This window comes from Comamonas nitrativorans, from assembly GCF_042654765.1.
Taxonomy (GTDB): domain Bacteria; phylum Pseudomonadota; class Gammaproteobacteria; order Burkholderiales; family Burkholderiaceae_C; genus Comamonas; species Comamonas nitrativorans.
Map to the genome: position 1 here is coordinate 150,263 of NZ_JBHSEW010000010.1, position 17,278 is coordinate 167,540.

15 protein-coding genes are annotated in these 17,278 nt (G+C 66.7%); 14 read left to right on the forward strand and 1 reads right to left on the reverse strand.

Going from position 1 to position 17,278, the window contains the following annotated elements; all coding sequences use genetic code 11:
- Window positions 1-220: 220 nt before the first annotated feature.
- The 6 genes from ACFO3A_RS12265 to pcaF all read left to right on the forward strand — a co-directional run bounded on the left by ACFO3A_RS12265 (window position 221) and on the right by pcaF (window position 7,652).
- Entirely contained in the window at window positions 221-988 is a 768-nt protein-coding gene (locus tag ACFO3A_RS12265; RefSeq protein WP_377726717.1) for a glucose 1-dehydrogenase, read from the forward strand.
- Between the two features lie 61 nt (window positions 989-1,049).
- Window positions 1,050-1,832 carry a 2-ketocyclohexanecarboxyl-CoA hydrolase gene (badI, locus tag ACFO3A_RS12270; RefSeq protein ID WP_377726719.1) on the forward strand — a complete coding sequence of 261 codons (783 nt, stop codon included), beginning with the start codon at window positions 1,050-1,052 and terminating at the stop codon, window positions 1,830-1,832.
- Window positions 1,833-1,844: 12 nt separating this feature from the next.
- On the forward strand, window positions 1,845-3,005 hold the full coding sequence (locus tag ACFO3A_RS12275; RefSeq protein WP_377726721.1) for an acyl-CoA dehydrogenase family protein: 1,161 nt from the start codon (window positions 1,845-1,847) through the stop codon (window positions 3,003-3,005).
- Between the two features lie 18 nt (window positions 3,006-3,023).
- Window positions 3,024-4,208 (forward strand): acyl-CoA dehydrogenase, encoded by a 1,185-nt coding sequence (locus ACFO3A_RS12280; protein ID WP_377726723.1) that lies wholly within the window; start codon window positions 3,024-3,026, stop codon window positions 4,206-4,208.
- 125 nt (window positions 4,209-4,333) lie between these two features.
- Window positions 4,334-6,415 carry a 3-hydroxyacyl-CoA dehydrogenase NAD-binding domain-containing protein gene (locus ACFO3A_RS12285; RefSeq protein ID WP_377726725.1) on the forward strand — a complete coding sequence of 694 codons (2,082 nt, stop codon included), beginning with the start codon at window positions 4,334-4,336 and terminating at the stop codon, window positions 6,413-6,415.
- Between the two features lie 19 nt (window positions 6,416-6,434).
- Complete coding sequence (gene pcaF, locus ACFO3A_RS12290) at window positions 6,435-7,652, forward strand: 3-oxoadipyl-CoA thiolase (RefSeq protein WP_377726727.1); 1,218 nt, start codon at window positions 6,435-6,437, stop codon at window positions 7,650-7,652.
- 174 nt (window positions 7,653-7,826) lie between these two features.
- On the opposite strand, the gene ACFO3A_RS12295 is transcribed toward pcaF, so the two are convergent.
- The gene (locus ACFO3A_RS12295; protein ID WP_377726729.1) at window positions 7,827-8,357 is read right to left on the reverse strand and encodes a MarR family winged helix-turn-helix transcriptional regulator; all 531 of its coding nucleotides are present in this window, start codon (window positions 8,355-8,357) and stop codon (window positions 7,827-7,829) included.
- A gap of 256 nt (window positions 8,358-8,613) precedes the next feature.
- On the opposite strand from ACFO3A_RS12295, the gene aliB reads away from it, so the two are divergent.
- The 8 genes from aliB (at window position 8,614) to ACFO3A_RS12335 (ending at window position 16,906) form a co-directional block, all read left to right on the forward strand.
- Entirely contained in the window at window positions 8,614-9,771 is a 1,158-nt protein-coding gene (gene aliB / locus ACFO3A_RS12300; protein ID WP_377726731.1) for a cyclohexanecarboxyl-CoA dehydrogenase, read from the forward strand.
- Window positions 9,772-9,888: 117 nt separating this feature from the next.
- Window positions 9,889-11,556 (forward strand): cyclohexanecarboxylate-CoA ligase, encoded by a 1,668-nt coding sequence (gene aliA, locus ACFO3A_RS12305; RefSeq protein ID WP_377726734.1) that lies wholly within the window; start codon window positions 9,889-9,891, stop codon window positions 11,554-11,556.
- Window positions 11,557-11,561: 5 nt separating this feature from the next.
- On the forward strand, window positions 11,562-12,347 hold the full coding sequence (locus ACFO3A_RS12310; RefSeq protein ID WP_377726736.1) for an enoyl-CoA hydratase-related protein: 786 nt from the start codon (window positions 11,562-11,564) through the stop codon (window positions 12,345-12,347).
- Between the two features lie 73 nt (window positions 12,348-12,420).
- Entirely contained in the window at window positions 12,421-13,272 is an 852-nt protein-coding gene (locus ACFO3A_RS12315) for a branched-chain amino acid ABC transporter permease (RefSeq protein ID WP_377726739.1), read from the forward strand.
- Between the two features lie 16 nt (window positions 13,273-13,288).
- A complete protein-coding gene (locus tag ACFO3A_RS12320; protein ID WP_377726742.1) occupies window positions 13,289-14,275 on the forward strand; it encodes a branched-chain amino acid ABC transporter permease in 987 nt (328 codons plus the stop codon).
- A complete protein-coding gene (locus tag ACFO3A_RS12325) occupies window positions 14,272-14,994 on the forward strand; it encodes an ABC transporter ATP-binding protein (RefSeq protein ID WP_377726744.1) in 723 nt (240 codons plus the stop codon). The genes ACFO3A_RS12320 and ACFO3A_RS12325 overlap by 4 nt, the downstream gene beginning before the upstream one ends.
- Window positions 14,991-15,695 (forward strand): ABC transporter ATP-binding protein, encoded by a 705-nt coding sequence (locus ACFO3A_RS12330; protein ID WP_377726746.1) that lies wholly within the window; start codon window positions 14,991-14,993, stop codon window positions 15,693-15,695. The genes ACFO3A_RS12325 and ACFO3A_RS12330 overlap by 4 nt, the downstream gene beginning before the upstream one ends.
- Before the next feature lie 32 nt (window positions 15,696-15,727).
- A complete protein-coding gene (locus tag ACFO3A_RS12335; protein WP_377726749.1) occupies window positions 15,728-16,906 on the forward strand; it encodes an ABC transporter substrate-binding protein in 1,179 nt (392 codons plus the stop codon).
- The last annotated feature ends 372 nt before the right edge of the window (window positions 16,907-17,278 follow it).

Here is a 17,278-nt window from a genome sequence, read left to right on the forward strand (position 1 = left end):
TTAAATCAATATATTTCCATAAATACCATCCACCGACCCAGTCAAAAAAGGGTTCGGGTCGCGCTTTTTTCATGGTTAACCATGACTATTTTTACGTTTTCAGGCTTGCGTTGCCTTGTTGCCAGCCTTTAGAATTTCTGTAAACATATTTACTTATTTGGCTATTGCTACCCCGCATCATCGGCCAAGCTTCCCAACCTCGCAAACCATAGGACATGCAATGAAACGCTTTGAAGAAAAAACAGTGATCGTCACCGGCGGCGGCGGCGGTATCGGTGGGGCCGCCTGCCTGCGCCTGGGCGCCGAGGGCGCCAAGGTGGCGGTGCTGGACCGCGATCTGGCCGCAGCACAAAAGACGGCTGCCGCCGTGTGCGCCGCCGGCGGGCAGGCTGCCGCTTTTGCCTGCGACATCACCGACCGCACCCAGGTAGATGCGGCCGTGGCGGCCGTGCAAGAGCAACTGGGGCCGGTGGCTGCCTTGGTGAACAACGCGGGCTGGGATGTGTTCAAGCCGTTCTTGAAGACGTCCCCTGCCGAGTGGGAGAAGCTGATTGCCATCAACCTGACAGGGGCGCTGCACATGCTGCATGCGGTGCTGCCGGGGATGGTGGAGCGTGGCTATGGCCGGGTGGTGAATGTGGCTTCCGATGCGGCCCGGGGCGGTTCGTCGGGCGAGGCGGTGTATTCGGCCTGCAAGGGCGGGCTGCTGGCGCTGTCCAAGACGCTGGCGCGGGAACATGCCCGCCATGCGATCACGGTCAATGCGGTCTGCCCTGGCCCCACCGATACGGCCTTGCTCGCCGGGGTGGCCGAGGGGGCACGCGATCCGGCCAAGCTGATCGAGGCGTTTCGCAGTGCGATTCCGCTGGGCCGTCTGGGCCAAGGCGACGACCTGGCGTCGGCCATTGCGTTCTTTGCCAGCGATGACGCCAGCTTTGTGACCGGGCAGGTGCTCAGTGTCTCGGGCGGTTTGACGATGCACGGCTAAGCCGGGCAAGAGCAAAGAAAAAACCAAGCGCAAACAAAGCGCAAACCAAGGAGTAATGACCATGAATTTCGAAGACATCCTGTACGAAGTCAAAGACGGTGTGGCCTGGATCACGATCAACCGTCCCGAGAAGATGAATGCGTTTCGCGGTACGACCTGCGACGAGATCATCAGGGCGCTGAACAAGGCGGGCTATGACCGCAATGTGGGCTGCATCGTGTTGGCCGGTGCCGGCGATAAGGCGTTCTGCACGGGCGGCGATCAGTCGGCCCACGATGGCAATTACGATGGCCGGGGCACGATCGGTTTGCCGATGGAGGAGCTGCATACGGCCATCCGCGATGTGCCCAAGCCGGTGATTGCCCGGGTGCAGGGCTTTGCCATCGGCGGGGGCAATGTGCTGTGCACGATTTGCGATCTGACGATTGTTTCGGAGAAGGCCATCATGGGCCAAGTCGGCCCCAAGATGGGGTCGGTCGATCCGGGCTACGGCACGGCCTTCCTGGCCCGCGTGGTGGGCGAGAAGAAGGCCCGCGAAATCTGGTACCTGAACAAGCGCTATTCGGGCCAGGAGGCCGTGGAGATGGGCCTGGCCAATATCTGCGTGCCCCACGACAAGCTGGACGAGACGGTGCAGGAGTGGGCGCAGACGATTTGCCAGCGCAGCCCTACGGCCCTGGCCATTGCCAAGCGCAGCTTCAACATGGATACGGCCCACCAGGCCGGGATTGCGGGGCTGGGGATGTATGCCCTGAAGCTGTATTACGACACCGACGAGTCGCGCGAGGGGGTCAACGCCCTCAAGGAAAAGCGTGCTCCTGAGTTCCGCAAGTTCGCCAAGTAAGGAGCCGTCTGCATGGCACTCGACACCGAATCCTTTGACATCCTGCTGGCGACGGTGCAGCGCTTCGTGCGCGAGCGTCTGGTGCCGGCAGAAAACTACCTGGAGGAACACGACGAGGTTCCTCCCGCCCTCATCGACGAGATGAAGGAGCTGGGCCTGTTCGGCCTGACCGTGCCCGAGGAATACGGCGGCATCGGTCTGTCGGTGAGCCAGGAGGTGCTGGTGAACTACGAGCTGGGGCGCACGGCACCGGCCTTCCGCTCGGTGTTCGGCACCAACATCGGCATCGGCTCGCAAGGCATCCTGATGGACGGCACGCCGGAGCAAAAGGCCCAGTACCTGCCCCGCGTGGCCAGCGGCGAGCTGGTCATGTCGTTTGCCCTGACCGAGCCGGATGCCGGCACCGACGCCGCATCGCTGAAAACCCGCGCCGAGCTGGATGGCGACCACTACGTCCTCAACGGCACCAAGCGCTTCATCACCAACGCGCCGCGTGCCGGTGCCTTCACGCTCATGGCCCGCACCGGCGGGCCGGGCGCGGGCGGTGTTTCCTCGTTCATCGTGGATGCCCACACCCCCGGCATCCAGCTGGGCAAGAACGACAAGAAGATGGGTCAGCGCGGCACCAAGACCTGCGACGTGATTCTGGAGAACGTGCGCGTACCCGCCGCCAACATCATCGGCGGCGTGCCCGGCCAGGGCTTCAAGACCGCGATGAAGGTGCTGGACCGCGGGCGGCTCAATATCTCGGCCACGTCCTGCGGCCTGGCCTCGCGCATCCTGGACGAATCGCGCCGCTATGCCCGCGAGCGCAAGCAGTTCGGCAAGGCGATTGGCGAGTTTCAACTCATCCAGGCCATGCTGGCCGACAGCCAGGCCGAGCTGCTGGCCGGCTGGGCGCTGGTGCGCGAGGTGGCCCAGCGCTTCGACGGCAAGCCGACCCACCTGTCCGACCCGGACGTTTCCATGCGCGTCTCCTGCGCCAAGCTGTTTGCCACCGAAATGGTGGGCCGCGTGGCCGACCGGGGCGTGCAGATTCACGGCGGCGCAGGCTACATCAACGAATACCCGGTGGAGCGCTTTTACCGCGATGCCCGCCTGCTGCGCCTGTACGAAGGCACGACACAGGTGCAGCAACTCATCATCGGCCGCGAACTGCTGCGGCAGGACTAAATTTTCTGGAGCCTCCCCATGAGTAACTTTCACTGGAACGACCCCTTCCAACTCGACCAACAGCTCACCGAGGACGAGCGCCTCATCCGCGATGCCGCCCGCAGCTACTGCCAGGACAAGCTGGCACCGCGCGTGCAGGACATGTTCCGCCACGAGAAAACCGACACCTCCATCTTCCGCGAGATGGGCGAGCTGGGCCTGCTGGGGCCGACCATCCCCACCGAGTACGGCGGTGCGGGCCTGAGCTACGTCAGCTACGGCCTGGTGGCCCGTGAGATCGAGTGGGTCGATTCCGGCTACCGCTCGATGGCTTCGGTGCAGTCGTCCCTGGTGATGGTGCCGATCAATACCTTCGGCACCGAGGCGCAGAAGCAGAAATACCTGCCCAAGCTGGCCAGCGGCGCGTTCATCGGCTGCTTCGGCCTGACGGAACCCGACCACGGTTCCGACCCCGGCAGCATGGCGACGCGGGCCTACAAGGTGGACGGCGGTTACAAGCTCACCGGCAGCAAGATGTGGATTACCAACAGTCCAGTAGCCGATGTGTTCGTGGTCTGGGCCAAGGAGGTGAGCGAGGGCGGCAACGTCGGCCCGATTCGCGGTTTTATTCTGGACAAGGGCATGAAAGGTTTATCTGCCCCGGCCATCCACGGCAAGGTGGGCCTGCGGGCCAGCATCACCGGCGAGATCGTCATGGACGAGGTGTTCGTGCCTGAAGAAAACGCCTTCCCCGAGGTGCGTGGCTTGAAAGGCCCGTTCACCTGTTTGAACAGCGCCCGCTTCGGCATCGCCTGGGGGGCCATGGGTGCGGCCGAAGCCTGCTGGCACACGGCCCGCCAGTACACGCTGGACCGCCAGCAGTTCGGCAAGCCGCTGGCGGCCAACCAGCTCATCCAGAAAAAACTGGCCGACATGCAGACCGAAATCACCCTGGGCCTGCAAGCGGCCCTGCGCGTGGGCCGCATGAAGGACGAGGGGCAGAACGTGGTGGAGATCACTTCCCTCATCAAGCGCAACAACTGCGGCAAGGCGCTGGACATTGCCCGCATGGCCCGCGACATGCTGGGCGGCAACGGCATCAGCGACGAGTTCGGCGTGGCCCGCCATCTGGTGAACCTGGAAGTGGTGAACACCTACGAGGGCACGCACGACATCCATGCGCTGATTCTGGGCCGGGCGCAGACGGGCATTGCGGCGTTCTAGGTCGCTATTATTAAAGAAGCTTCTACCGCTGGTAAATCAACAAATTCAGATACTTTTATATCTGAAATCGTTTTTTTATCAGCGGTAGCAGCTATCCAATAAAAATACCAGGGGACTCGTTTGCCATGAACACCGCCCACGAACACACCGCCGTCCACACCCGCAGCACCGACGGCGTGCTGGTCATCGAGATACGCAACCCGCCGGTGAACGCCGCCTCGGCAGCGGTACGCCAGGGCCTGATGGCCGCGCTGCAAACGCTGGAGGCCGACCCGCAGCTCCAGGCCGCCGTGCTGATCGGCGCGGGCAGCACCTTTGTCGCCGGTTCCGACCTGCGCGAATTTGGCCAGCCACCCCAGCCGCCGCTACTGCCCGCCGTCATCGCCGCCATCGAGCAATGCCGCAAGCCCGTGGTGGCCGCACTGCACGGCGCGGCACTGGGCGGCGGGCTGGAACTGGCGCTGGGCTGCGATGCCCGCATCGCCCAGGCAGGCACCCTGCTGGGCCTGCCGGAAGTGACGCTGGGCATCATCCCCGGCGCAGGCGGCACCCAGCGCCTGCCCCGGCGCACCGGACTGCTGCAAGCCATCCCTCTGGTTTGCCGGGGCGAACGCTTCCCTGCCGCCCAGGCGCTCAAGCTGCGTCTGGTGGATGCCGTGGTCGAAAAAGAGGCCGACCTGTGCGCCCAGGCCGTGGCCCACGCACTCAGCCTGCAAGGGCGCAAGCAACGCATCCGCGACGAAGCCGTGCCTGCCGAAGATGCCGCGCTGATCGCCGCCGCCGAAGATGCCGCGCTGCGTGCGGGCAAGCACCAGCCCGCCGTGGTGGCCGCGCTCTCGGCCCTGCACGACAGCGCACGCCTGCCCTTTGACGAAGCCCAGGCCCGAGAACGGGCGGCTTTCGAGACGCTGCGCCTCTCGCCCCAGGCGCTGGCGCTGCGCCACCTGTTCTTTGCCGAGCGCGAGGCCACCCGCCCGCCCGCGCAGTGGGCGCAATCGGGCCAGGTCACGCCCCACCCGCTGCATACCCTGGCCGTGATCGGCGCAGGCACCATGGGCACCGGCATTGCCATCGCAGCGCTGGGCGCCGGGTTGAACGTGGTGCTGCTGGAACACAACGCCGCCGCACTCGATGCCGGGCGGCAACGCATCGCCAGCCACTACCAGGGCCGGGTGGAAGCCGGCAAGCTCTCCGCCGCACAGGCTGCGGCCGCACAGCAGCGGCTGACCGGCACCTGTGACTGGCCGGACATTGCGCAGGCCGACGTGGTGATCGAGGCGGTGTTTGAAGACCTGGCCGTCAAGCAGGAAGTGTTTGCGCACATCGACCGGCACGCCCGCCCCGGCGCGGTGCTGGCCACCAATACCTCGTACCTGGACGTGGATGCCATCGCCCGCACCACCGCCCGCCCGCAGGACGTGCTGGGCCTGCATTTCTTCAGCCCCGCGCAGGTGATGAAGCTGCTGGAAGTGGTGCAAGGCGCCGACAGCGCCACCGACGTGCTGGCCACCGGCCTGCAACTGGGCCGCCGCCTGGGCAAGCTGCCCGTGCTGTGCCGCAATGCCTTCGGCTTTATCGGCAACCGCATCTACAACGCCTACCGCCGCCAGTGCGAGTTCATGCTGGAAGACGGCGCCTGGCCCGAGGACGTGGACCGCGCCCTGCAGGACTTCGGCATGGCGATGGGGCCGTTTGCCGTGGCCGACCTTTCCGGCCTGGACATTGCCTGGCGGATGCGCAAGGCGCAGGCCGCCACGCGCGACCCGCGCGAGCGCTACGTGGACATCCTCGACCGGCTGTGCGAGCAGGGCCGCCTGGGCCGCAAGAGCGGCGCGGGCTATTACACCTACGCCGATGGTCGCCAAAACCCGGCCAGCGACGACACCGTCCGCGCCCTGATTGCCGATGCCTCGGCGCGGCGCGGCATCACCCGCCAGGCACTGCCGCCGGAAACCATCCAGCGCCGCGCCCTGCTGGCCATGGCCAACGAAGCGGCATTGCTGCTGGCCCAGGGCGTGGCCCTGCGGGCGGGCGACATCGACGTGGTGCTGGCGCACGGCTACGGCTTCCCGCGCTGGGAAGGCGGCCCGGTGTTCTGGGCACGCCAGCAAGACCCCGCCACCCTGCGCCACGAACTCGATGCCCTGGCCCACATCTGCGGCCACGGCTTTGTTGCGGGCGACCTGTCCATCCTGTTGCAACCCTGAACTCCCGGAAATCTTCACCATGACCACGACCACTGCGCCCCAGGCGTTCATCTGCGACGCCATCCGCACCCCCTTTGGCCGCTACGGCGGCGCCCTGTCCAGCGTCCGCACCGACGATCTGGCCGCCCTGCCCATCCGGGCGCTGATGCAGCGCAACCCCAACGTGGACTGGGCTGCCGTGACCGACGTGCTGTACGGCTGCGCCAACCAGGCCGGGGAAGACAACCGCAACGTGGCCCACATGGCCGGTCTGCTGGCCGGCTTGCCGCTAGAGGTGCCCGGCGCCACCCTGAACCGCCTGTGCGGCTCGGGGCTGGATGCCGTGGGCAGCGCCGCCCGCGCCATCAAGGCGGGCGAGGCGCGGCTGATGATTGCCGGCGGCGTGGAGAGCATGAGCCGCGCCCCCTTCGTCATGCCCAAGATGGAAGCCGCCTTTGGCCGTGCCAATGCGGTGTACGACACCACCATCGGCTGGCGCTTCATCAACACGCTGATGAAGGCGCAATACGGCGTGGACTCCATGCCCGAAACAGCGGAAAACGTGGCGCAGGACTTCGGCATCGAACGCGCCGCGCAGGACCGCATGGCCCTGGCCAGCCAGTGCAAGGCCGTGGCCGCGCAGCAGGCAGGCCATCTGGCCCGCGAGATCGTGCCGGTGCAGATTCCCCAGCGCAAAGGCGAGCCGCTCACCGTCACCCAGGACGAACATCCGCGCGAAACCAGCCTGGAAGCGCTGGCCAAACTCAAGGGCGTGGTGCGCCCGGACGGCACCGTCACCGCTGGCAACGCCAGCGGTGTGAACGACGGCGCCTGCGCCCTGCTGCTGGCCGACGAAGCCAGCGCCCGGCAATACGGCCTGACGCCGCGTGCCCGCGTCGTCGGCATGGCCGTGGCCGGCGTGGCCCCGCGCATCATGGGCATCGGCCCGGTGCCCGCCACGCAGAAGGTGCTGGCGCAAACCGGCCTGACGCTGGCGCAACTGGATGTGATCGAACTGAACGAAGCCTTTGCCGCCCAGGGCCTGGCCGTGCTGCGCCAGCTGGGCCTGGCGGACGACGACGAGCGCGTCAACGCCTGGGGCGGCGCCATCGCCCTGGGCCACCCGCTGGGCGCCAGCGGCGCACGCCTGGCCACCACGGCGGTGAACCGCCTGCACGCCACGGGCGGACGGTATGCGCTATGCACCATGTGCATCGGCGTGGGCCAGGGTATTGCATTGATTCTGGAGCGGGTGTGACATGACCGACGCAGACCTCCTCCACACCTGCGGGCCGCGCGAAGCCATGGAGTACGACGTCGTCATCGTCGGCGGCGGGCCCAATCACGCAGGCATGTAATACTCCAAGCCGCTATCCCAAAGATAGCTTTCGGCGCTTTCCCTGCCAGGGATGGCGCCGTTTTTTATTGCAATCTATGGCTGCGCTGCCTCGTCCCCCTCGTCCTCCTGGCTGGCGTTGATCCAGTCATCGTCGATGCGCTGCATGTTGCCCAGGATTTTCAGCAGGTAGTGCAGCGTGTGCGTGACGTCGTTGATCGAGAAGTCGCCCAGGATTTCCTGGTAGTAGGCCAGGATTTTCGGACGGGCCAGCTCGTGCCAGACGTGCTGGCCCGAGGGCGTCATGGTCACCAGCCGCGAGCGGCGGTCGCGTGCATCCGGCACGACGGCGACATGGCCGTCACGCTCCATCCGGCCGATCAGGCCGGACAGGTTCTGGCGGCTGACCATCAGGTACTTCGCCAGGTCGCCAATGCTCATGCCGCCCTCGGCCCGCGCCCGCGACAGCGCACCAAGCACGGCCCACTGCTGCGTCGTCAGCCCTTCTTCCTCCACTGCCCTGGTGCCGGTTTTGTGCAACATATTTGCACATTGATAAAGCCTGAAGAACAATCTATTGGCCAATTCCATCTTGGCAACTTCATCGGAATTACCAGGGTTATCCATGATATTTCTCCTGATTTTCGCGCTTGCGCCCGGAAGCCACCTTCCCTAGAATTTCTGTAAACATATTTACTTATTTGGCTGTTGCTACCCCGCATCATCGGCCAAGCTTCCCAACCTGGCAAACCATAGGACATGCAATGAAACGCTTTGAAGACAAAACAGTGATCGTCACCGGCGGCGGTGGCGGCATCGGCGGGGCCGCCTGCCTGCGCCTGAGTCCTGACTTCCGCAAGTTCGCCCAGTAAGGAGCCGCCCCATGCAAGCCAATCCTTACATCACCGAAGACCTGCAGGCGCTGGCCGACACGGCCCGCCGCTTTGCCCAGGAGCGCGTGGCGCCGGGCTTTCTGGAGCGCGACCAGAGCCGCGTTTTCGACCGGGGGCTGATGCGCGAAATGGGCAAGCTGGGCTTTATCGCCCCCGAGCTGCCCGAGCAGTTCGGCGGCCTGGGCATGGGCTGCCTGGCCGCCGGCGTGATCCACGAGGAAATCGCCCGTGCCGACCTGGGCTTTTCCTACGTGAACCTGCTGGCCTCGCTGAACAGCCAGATTCTGTCGCGCTACGGCCAGCCCGAAGTGGTCACGCCGTGGCTGGAAAAAATCGTCGCCGGCGAGAGCATCTGCGCCATTGCGCTGACCGAGCCGCGCGGCGGCTCGGACGCCGCCAACCTGCGCCTGAAGATCGAGCGCGTGGGCGACGAATACATCGTCAACGGCGAAAAGACCTCGATCTCTGCTGCCGACCAGGCCGACATCAGCGTGGTCTTTGGCCGCACCGGCACGCCCGAATCCGGCGCCCACGGCGTCACCGCCCTGCTGGTGCCGATGGACACGCCGGGCGTGACCACCAGCCGCTTCGACTGCCACGGCCAGCGGGCGATCGGGCGCGGCTCGATCTTTTTCGAGAACGTGCGCATCCCCGTCAGCCACCGCCTGGGCGACGAGAACAAGGGCTTCGTACAGGTGATGCACGGCTTTGACTTCTCGCGCTCGCTCATCGGCCTGCAATGCCTGGCCGTGGCGCGGGTGGCGCTGGAGGAAACCTGGGCCTACATCACCCAGCGCGAGGCCTTCGGCCAGCCGCTGTCGGCCTTCCAGGGCGTGACGCACCCGCTGTCCAGTTTCGATACCGAGGTCGAGGGTGCACGCCTGCTGTGCCTGCAAGGGCTGTGGCTGAAAGACCAGGGGCTGCCGCACAGCGCCGAAGCCGGCATGGCCAAGTGGTGGGGGCCGAAGCTGGCCTACGACGTGGTCCACCAGTGCCTGCTGTGCTTCGGCCACGGCGGCTATGACCGTGGCCCGATGGAGCAGCGCCTGCGCGACGTGCTGGGCTTCCAGATCGGCGACGGCACGGCCCAGATCATGAAAACCATCATCGCCCGCACGCGGGCGGGGCGCCAGTTCGTACCGGCATAAAGCCATAGCTTCTACCGCTTGTAAAACAACGATTTCAATGACGAATCATATTGAAATCGTTTGTTTTAAAGCGGAAACAGCTCTCAATTTTTATAACACACCGCGGAGACACCACCCATGCAATTCGACACCGTACTACTGCCGCCCCGCCGCACCCGCATGCTTGAACAGGGCCTGTGGCATGAGCGCACCATCAACGACTACCTGGATGCCTGCGTGGCCGCCTGCCCCGACAAGCTGGCACTGACGGCCGTGCAGGTGGAAACGGGCGACGTGCGCCGCTTCACCTACCGCACGCTGGCGCAGATGGCCGACCGCATCGCCGTGGGCCTGTCGCGCCTGGGCGTGGGCAAGGACGACGTGGTCGCGTGCCAGTTGCCCAACTGGTGGCAGTTCACGCTGGTGTACCTGGCGTGCTCGCGCATCGGCGCGGTGATGAATCCGCTGATGCACATCTTCCGCGAGCGCGAGCTGTCGTTCATGCTCCAGCACGGCGAGGCCAAGGTCATGATCGTGCCCAAGCACTTTCGCGGCTTCGACTTCGAGCAGATGCTCACCGGCCTGCAACCCAGTCTGCCCACGCTGCAGCACGTCATCGCCGTCGGCGGCCAGGGCGCCAGTAGCTTCGAGGCGCTGCTGTCCGGCCCCGAGTGGGAAAAGGAGGCCGACGCGCAGGACATCCTCACGCGCAGCCGCCCCGGCCCGGACGACGTGACGCAGCTCATCTACACATCGGGCACCACCGGCGAACCCAAGGGGGTGATGCAGACTGCCAACACGCTGATGTCCAACATCGTGCCCTACGCCGAGCGGATGCACTTGGATGCCGAGGCCGTGGTGCTGATGGCCTCGCCCATGGCGCACCAGACCGGCTTTATGTATGGCCTCATGATGCCCATCATGCTCAAGGCCAGCGCGGTGCTGCAGGACGTGTGGGAACCGAAGCAGGCCACCGCGCTGATCCAGCAGGAGCAGGTCACCTTCACCATGGCCTCGACCCCCTTCCTGACCGATCTGGCCCGCACCGTGGACGAGCAGCGCCAGGCCGGCGGCCCCGGCGTGCCGACGCTGCGCACCTTCCTGTGCGCGGGCGCCCCGATTCCCGGCCCGCTGGTGGAACAGGCGCGTGCCGCGCTGGGCGCCAAGATCGTCTCGGCCTGGGGCATGACGGAAAACGGTGCCGTCACCACCACCGAACTGAGCGACGACGACGAACGCGCCGTGAACACCGATGGCCACCCCCTGCCCGGCGTGGAGATCAAGGTCGTGGACGCCAGCGACCAGCCCCTGCCGGCGGGCGAAGCGGGCCGGCTGCTGCTGCGCTCCTGCTCCAACTTCGGCGGCTACCTGAAGCGCCCGCAGCTCAACGGCACGGATGCCGACGACTGGTTCGACACCGGCGACCTGGCCCGCATCGACGAGCGCGGCTACCTGCGCATCACCGGGCGCAGCAAGGACGTGATCATCCGGGGCGGCGAAAACATCCCCGTCGTCGAGATCGAATCGCTGCTCTACAAGCACCCCGCCGTGGCGCTGGCCGCCGTCGTCTCCTTCCCCGACGAGCGCCTGGGCGAACGCGCCTGCGCCGTGGTGGTGCCCAAGGCGGGCCAGAGCATCGACCTGCCGGAGATCCAGCGCTTCATGAAGGAACACAAGGTCGCCATCCAGTACGTGCCCGAACGCCTGATCGTGCAGGAGGCCATGCCCGCCACCCCGTCGGGCAAGATTCAGAAGTTCAAGCTGCGCGAAGCCATCCGCGAGCTGATCCGCAACACCCCGGAGTGACGGCCATGCACAGCGACAACGACACCCCCGTGCAGACCCGGGTGCAAGGCCGGGTGGGCTGGATCACCCTGCACCGCCCGCGCCAGCTCAACGCACTCAACGACGCCGTGATGGACGCGCTGGGCGCGGCCCTCAAGGCCTTCGATGCCGACGATGCCATCGGCGCCATCGCCATCACCGGCAGCGCGAAAGCCTTTGCCGCCGGGGCCGACATCGACGCCATGGCCGACTGGTCGTACATGGACGTGGTGCAGCGCGACTTCATCACGCGCAACTGGGAAACCATCCGCCAGGTGCGCAAGCCCGTGCTGGCCGCCGTGGCAGGCTACGCCATGGGCGGCGGCTGCGAGCTGGCGCTGGCCTGCGACATCGTCGTCGCCGCCGAATCGGCCCGCTTTGCCCTGCCCGAGATCAAGCTGGCCATGCTGCCCGGCGCCGGCGGCACGCAGCGCCTGCCCCGGGCCATCGGCAAGGCCAAGGCGATGGACATGTGCCTGTCGGCCCGGATGCTGGACGCGCAGGAGGCCGACCGCTACGGCCTGGTGTCGCGCGTGGTGCCCGATGCCGAATTGCTGGAACGCACGCAGGCGCTGGCCGCGCAGATCGCGGACTACTCGCTGCCTGCGCTGATGGCCGTCAAGGCGTCGGTCAATCGCGCCTGGGAGGGGTCCCTGACCGAAGGCATCGCCTTCGAGCGCCAGGCGCTGTATGCCCGCTTTGCCAGCGTCGACGCGCACGAAGGCATGCACGCCTTCCTGGAAAAGCGCCCGCCCGGCTTCACCCACCGCTGACACCCGACGGCATCCCCACTACAAAAAAACACCACAGCGCACGCCCCCGGGCGGCGCAAGGAGACACAACGCAATGTTGACGATCAATCTGTTCAACGGGTTGGTGTACGGCGCCCTGCTCATCATCATGAGTTCGGGCCTGGCACTGATCTACGGCCTGCGGCGGGTGGTGAACTTCGCCCACGGAGCGCTCTACATGCTGGGGGCGTACATCGCCTTCACGGTGGCCACGCACAGCAACTTCTGGGTGGCGCTGGTCGTGGCCCCGCTGGTCATGGCGGTGGTCGGCGTGCTGCTCGACCGCTACGGCTTTCGCCTGCTGCAGGATCGCGAGCCGCTCAACGTGATGCTGGTCACCTTCGGCCTGCTGCTCATCCTGGAAGACCTGGTGGCCTTCGTCTGGGGCAAGGGCAACCACTCGCTGTTCACGCCCGAGCTGCTGAATTTTTCCGTCAGCCTGTTCGGCGAAAGCCTGCCGGCCTACCGCATCGGCGTCATCGTGGTCGGCGCTGCCGTGGCGCTGGGGCTGACGCTGTGGCTGCGCTACTCGCGCATCGGCCTGTTCGTGCGGGCAGCCAGCACCGACCCGGTGACCACCTCCATGCAGGGCGTAAACACCGACACCCTGAGCGCCGCCGTGGTCGGCCTGGGCGCGGCCCTGGCCGGGCTGGCGGGCGTGGTGGCGGCGCCGTTCCTGTCGCTGTCGCCGCACATGAGTTCGGACGTGCTGATCGACTCCTTCGTCGTCGTGGTCATCGGCGGGCTGGGGTCGCTGGCGGGCGCGTTCATCGCCGCGCTGCTGCTGGGGATGATGCAGGCCATCGGCGCGGTGTACCTGCCGCAGATGTCGGTGCTGCTGCCCTTTCTGTTCATGATCGCCGTGCTGGTCTGGAAGCCCTCGGGCCTGGCCGGCAGCCGCACCTGACGCGAGGAGAGACAAGATGCCTTTGAGTCTTTCCCGCATGGCCCTGGGGGCGCTGCTGGCGCTGGCAGGCGGCGCTGCCATCGTGTGGCTGACCACCTCGGCCAGCCTGCTGGGCATGTTCACCCAGGCGGTGATCTACGCCATCTTCGCGCTGGGCGTGGGCCTGCTGCTCAAGCAGAACGGGCTGGTCAGCTTCGGCCACGCCCTGTTCTTCGGCGCCGCCGGCTATGGCATGGGCGTGCTGCTGGAGCTGCGCTGGATGCCGGCCGAGCTGGCGCTGCTGGCCGTGCTGGCGGCCATTGCCATCGGCGCCTTCCTGATCGGGCTGGTCATCGTGCGCGTGCCGGGCATCGCCTTCGGCATGCTGACGCTGGCCATCGGCCAGATGGCCTACCTGCTGGCCTCGCGGGCACGCGGCATGACCGGCGGCGCAGACGGCATGGGCATCGCCTGGCCGGACACGCTGTTCGGCGTGCCGCAGTCCGTGCTGCTGCAACCGGCCACGCTGTTCATGCTGGCCTGGGCGCTGATGGTGGCCGTGACCTGCGTGCTGCTGTGGCTGCTGGGCACGCGCTTCGGCGCCGTGACCGAGGCCATCCGCGACAACGAGGAGCGGGCCCGCTTCATCGGCATCCGCACCACGGTGCCGCGTGCCCTGGTGTACGCGCTGTCGGCGGTAGTCACGGGGCTTGCCGGGCTGCTGTCGGCGCTGAACACAGGCTTCGTCTCGCCCGAAAGCCTGCACTGGAGCGTCTCGGCCATCACCTTGCTGATGGTCGTGGTGGGGGGCTTCAGGCACCCCATCGGCCCCATCGTGGGCGCCATCGTCTATTTCCTGTTCAAAGACCTGCTGGGCGAATGGGCCACGCACTCGATGGCCATTTTCGGTGCGGCATTGATCGCCGTCATCGTGTTCTCGCCCGACGGCATCGTCGGCGCCATGCGCATGCTGCGCCGCCGCCTGCGCTACGGCCCCCAGACAAAGAAAGGCAGCCAGCCATGACCACTGCATATGTGCTTCAGGCCGAGGACGTGGCCATCCACTACGGCGGCGTGAAGGCGCTGGACGGCGTGGAGCTGACGCTCAAAAAGGGCCAGATTCGCGGCCTGATCGGCCCCAACGGCGCGGGCAAATCCACCGTGATCGACGCCATTACCGGACGGCGGCGCCTGACGCGCGGGCGCGTGCTGCTGGACGGCGAGGACGTGAGCGCCCTGGGCGCGGTCGAGCGCCGCCAGCGCGGCCTGTCGCGCAGCTTTCAGCGCACCAGCATCTTCAGCGGCATGACCGTGCGCCGCCAGGTGGAGCTGGCCTCGCACCAGATGGGCATGGCCGACAGCGGCGCCGATGCCGACGCCGTGCTGGAAGAACTCGACCTGGCCCGCCTGAGCTGCATGGTGGCCGAGGACCTGGGCTACGGCGAGCAGCGCCGCCTGGACCTGGCGCTGGCCCTGGTGGGCCGCCCCAAGCTGCTGATGCTGGACGAGCCGATGGCCGGCCTGTCGGTCAAGGAGTCACACGACCTGGCGCGGCACCTGCAGGCGCTGACCTCGCGCTGGGAGGTGTCGGTGCTGCTGGTCGAACACGACATGGACGTGGTGTTCGGCATCTCGGACGCCATCACCGTCTTTGAACTGGGCCGGGTGATCGCCAGCGGCGACCCGGCCAGCGTGCGCTCCGATGCCCGCGTGCGCGAAGCCTACCTGGGGAGTGCCGCATGAGCGCCTTGCTGACATTGAACGAGGTGGAAGCCTTCTACGGCGCGGCCCACATCCTGCACCGCCTGAGCCTGCACGTGGACGCGGGCGAGCGCGTGGCGCTGATCGGGCGCAACGGCGTGGGCAAGACCACGGTGGTCAACACCATCCTGGGCCTGGCGCAACTGCGCGGCGGCACGGTGCGCATCGGCGGCGAGGCCATCGCCCGCCCGCGCCCCTACATCGCTGCGCAGCGCGGCGTGGTGGTGGTGCCGCAGGGGCGGCGCATCGTGGCCAACCTGACGGTGGAGGAGAACCTGCTGCTGGGCGGCGCCACCGGCCGCAAGGGGCCATGGACGGCGCCCGAAATCTACAAGCTGTTCCCCATCCTGCAAGAGCGGGCGCACACCCCCGGCACGGCGCTGTCGGGCGGGCAGCAGCAGATGCTGGCCGTGGGCCGCGCGCTCATGTCCAACCCCGGCCTGGTGCTGCTCGACGAACCGACCGAAGGGCTGGCGCCGGTGATCGTCGACCAGCTCGCCGACATCTTCAACCGCGTGGCGGACCAGGGCACCGCCCTGCTGCTCATCGAGCAGAACCTGAGCCTGGTGGCCCGCGTGGCGCACCGCTACCTGGCCATGGCCAAGGGCGCGGTGGTGGCCGACGGCCCCGTCGATGCTTCGCCCGAAGGCATGCAGGCGCTGGCCGAACACGTCGCAGTCTGACACTTTTTCCCCCCAACCACAAGGAGACATCCATGAAAAAAACCACCACTTTGCTGACCGGCGTTGCGCTGGCCGCCGCGCTGCCCCTGGCGGCGCTGGCGCAGGACAAGGAGCCGGTGAAGATCGCCCTGGTCACGTCCAAGTCCGGCGCCTTCGCCACCATGGGCGCGGACGTGGCCAACGGCATCAAGTTTGCCGTCGAGGAAGCCAACGCCAAGGGCGGCATCGACGGCCGCAAGATCGTGCTGGCCGAGGGCGACGACGAAAGCACGCCCGACGCGGGCCGCCGCGTGGCCGAGAAGCTCTCGCGCGAGGGCCACAACCTCATCATCGGGCCCATCACCTCGTCCATCTCGCTGGCCATCAGCCAGAACCTGGCCCGCTGGGACGCCGCCTTCATCGGCACCATGAGCAAGGCCGACCGCCTGACGCAGGACGCCTGCAACCCACGCTTCGTGCGCACCAACCACTCCGACGCCATGGACCTGGCGATGATCAACGAGTGGGCCAAGACCCTGCCCGGCAACAACTTCGCCATCCTCGCCGCGGACTACGTGTGGGGCCAGGACTCGGCCAAGTCCTTCGAGGCCGCCGTCGGCGCACAGGGCAAGAAGGTCGGCACCAAGCTGTTCGTGCCGCTGGGCACCAAGGACTACGCGCCCTACATCCAGCAGCTCAAGAACGCCAACGCCGACGCCGTCTGGGTGGCCGACGTGTCGGGCGCCATCGCCTTCACCAAACAGGCCGCCGACTTCGGCCTGATCCCGCAAACCCCGCTGATCGGTCACGCGCTGCTGTCCAACTTCATCGTGAATGCGACAGGCACGGCGCTGACCAACGTGCCCGGCAACGTCGGCTACACGCCGGACATCGACACGCCGCAGAGCCAGGCCTTCGCCGCCGCCTTCAAGGCCAAGCACAACCGCCTGCCCTCCGACACCGAAGGCCAGGCCTACAACGGCGCCATGGTGCTGCTGCAGGGCGTGAAGCTGGCCGGCAGCACCAGGCCGCTGGACGTGACCAAGGCCCTGCGCGGTGCCGAGGTGGAGACGCTGTACGGCAAGGCCACGGTGCGGGCGGCGGACAACCAATTGCTGATTCCCAACTACATCGCCCGCGTCAAGACCGCCGACGGCGTGCTGCGCCCGGTGATCGAGCAAAGCTACCCCGCCAGCCTCGTGCCCCCTGCATCGCCGCTGTGCAAGATGTAAGAACCTGTTCACGCTCTCAGCGCGAAGGGGTGCGGGATGCGGATCGGGATGGGCTGCTAGGCGCAAACCGCAGCCATAGCGGCGCTATGGCGAGGATTTGCAACGCCGCAGACCGCCCGAGGCCGCAACGGCGCACCCGCGTGGAGATCGTGAACAGGTTCTCAGCATCCACTGTCGATTTTTTCTATACCCCATCCCAACTCTGAAACTGAAACCTTAGGAGACTTTTCATGCAACGCATCGCCACAAGCCTGACCACCACTTTGCTCCTGTGTGCCGGGTCCATCGCCTCGGCCCAGGCCCAGAACGTCACCCTCTACGGCCTGGTGGACACCGGCGTGGAACGCCTGGACAACACCAGCACCGGCGGCA

Excerpts from the sequence above, each read along its gene's own strand:
- ACFO3A_RS12330 (WP_377726746.1), top strand. The coding sequence starts at position 14,991 with ATGAGCGCCTTGCTGACATTGAACGAGGTGGAAGCCTTCTACGGCGCG.
- ACFO3A_RS12265 (WP_377726717.1), top strand. The coding sequence starts at position 221 with ATGAAACGCTTTGAAGAAAAAACAGTGATCGTCACCGGCGGCGGCGGC.
- ACFO3A_RS12325 (WP_377726744.1), top strand. The coding sequence starts at position 14,272 with ATGACCACTGCATATGTGCTTCAGGCCGAGGACGTGGCCATCCACTAC.
- ACFO3A_RS12320 (WP_377726742.1), top strand. The coding sequence starts at position 13,289 with ATGCCTTTGAGTCTTTCCCGCATGGCCCTGGGGGCGCTGCTGGCGCTG.
- aliA (WP_377726734.1), top strand. The coding sequence starts at position 9,889 with ATGCAATTCGACACCGTACTACTGCCGCCCCGCCGCACCCGCATGCTT.
- ACFO3A_RS12280 (WP_377726723.1), top strand. The coding sequence starts at position 3,024 with ATGAGTAACTTTCACTGGAACGACCCCTTCCAACTCGACCAACAGCTC.
- ACFO3A_RS12335 (WP_377726749.1), top strand. The coding sequence starts at position 15,728 with ATGAAAAAAACCACCACTTTGCTGACCGGCGTTGCGCTGGCCGCCGCG.
- ACFO3A_RS12285 (WP_377726725.1), top strand. The coding sequence starts at position 4,334 with ATGAACACCGCCCACGAACACACCGCCGTCCACACCCGCAGCACCGAC.
- ACFO3A_RS12315 (WP_377726739.1), top strand. The coding sequence starts at position 12,421 with ATGTTGACGATCAATCTGTTCAACGGGTTGGTGTACGGCGCCCTGCTC.
- ACFO3A_RS12310 (WP_377726736.1), top strand. The coding sequence starts at position 11,562 with ATGCACAGCGACAACGACACCCCCGTGCAGACCCGGGTGCAAGGCCGG.
- pcaF (WP_377726727.1), top strand. The coding sequence starts at position 6,435 with ATGACCACGACCACTGCGCCCCAGGCGTTCATCTGCGACGCCATCCGC.
- badI (WP_377726719.1), top strand. The coding sequence starts at position 1,050 with ATGAATTTCGAAGACATCCTGTACGAAGTCAAAGACGGTGTGGCCTGG.
- ACFO3A_RS12295 (WP_377726729.1), bottom strand. The coding sequence starts at position 8,357 with ATGGATAACCCTGGTAATTCCGATGAAGTTGCCAAGATGGAATTGGCC.
- ACFO3A_RS12275 (WP_377726721.1), top strand. The coding sequence starts at position 1,845 with ATGGCACTCGACACCGAATCCTTTGACATCCTGCTGGCGACGGTGCAG.
- aliB (WP_377726731.1), top strand. The coding sequence starts at position 8,614 with ATGCAAGCCAATCCTTACATCACCGAAGACCTGCAGGCGCTGGCCGAC.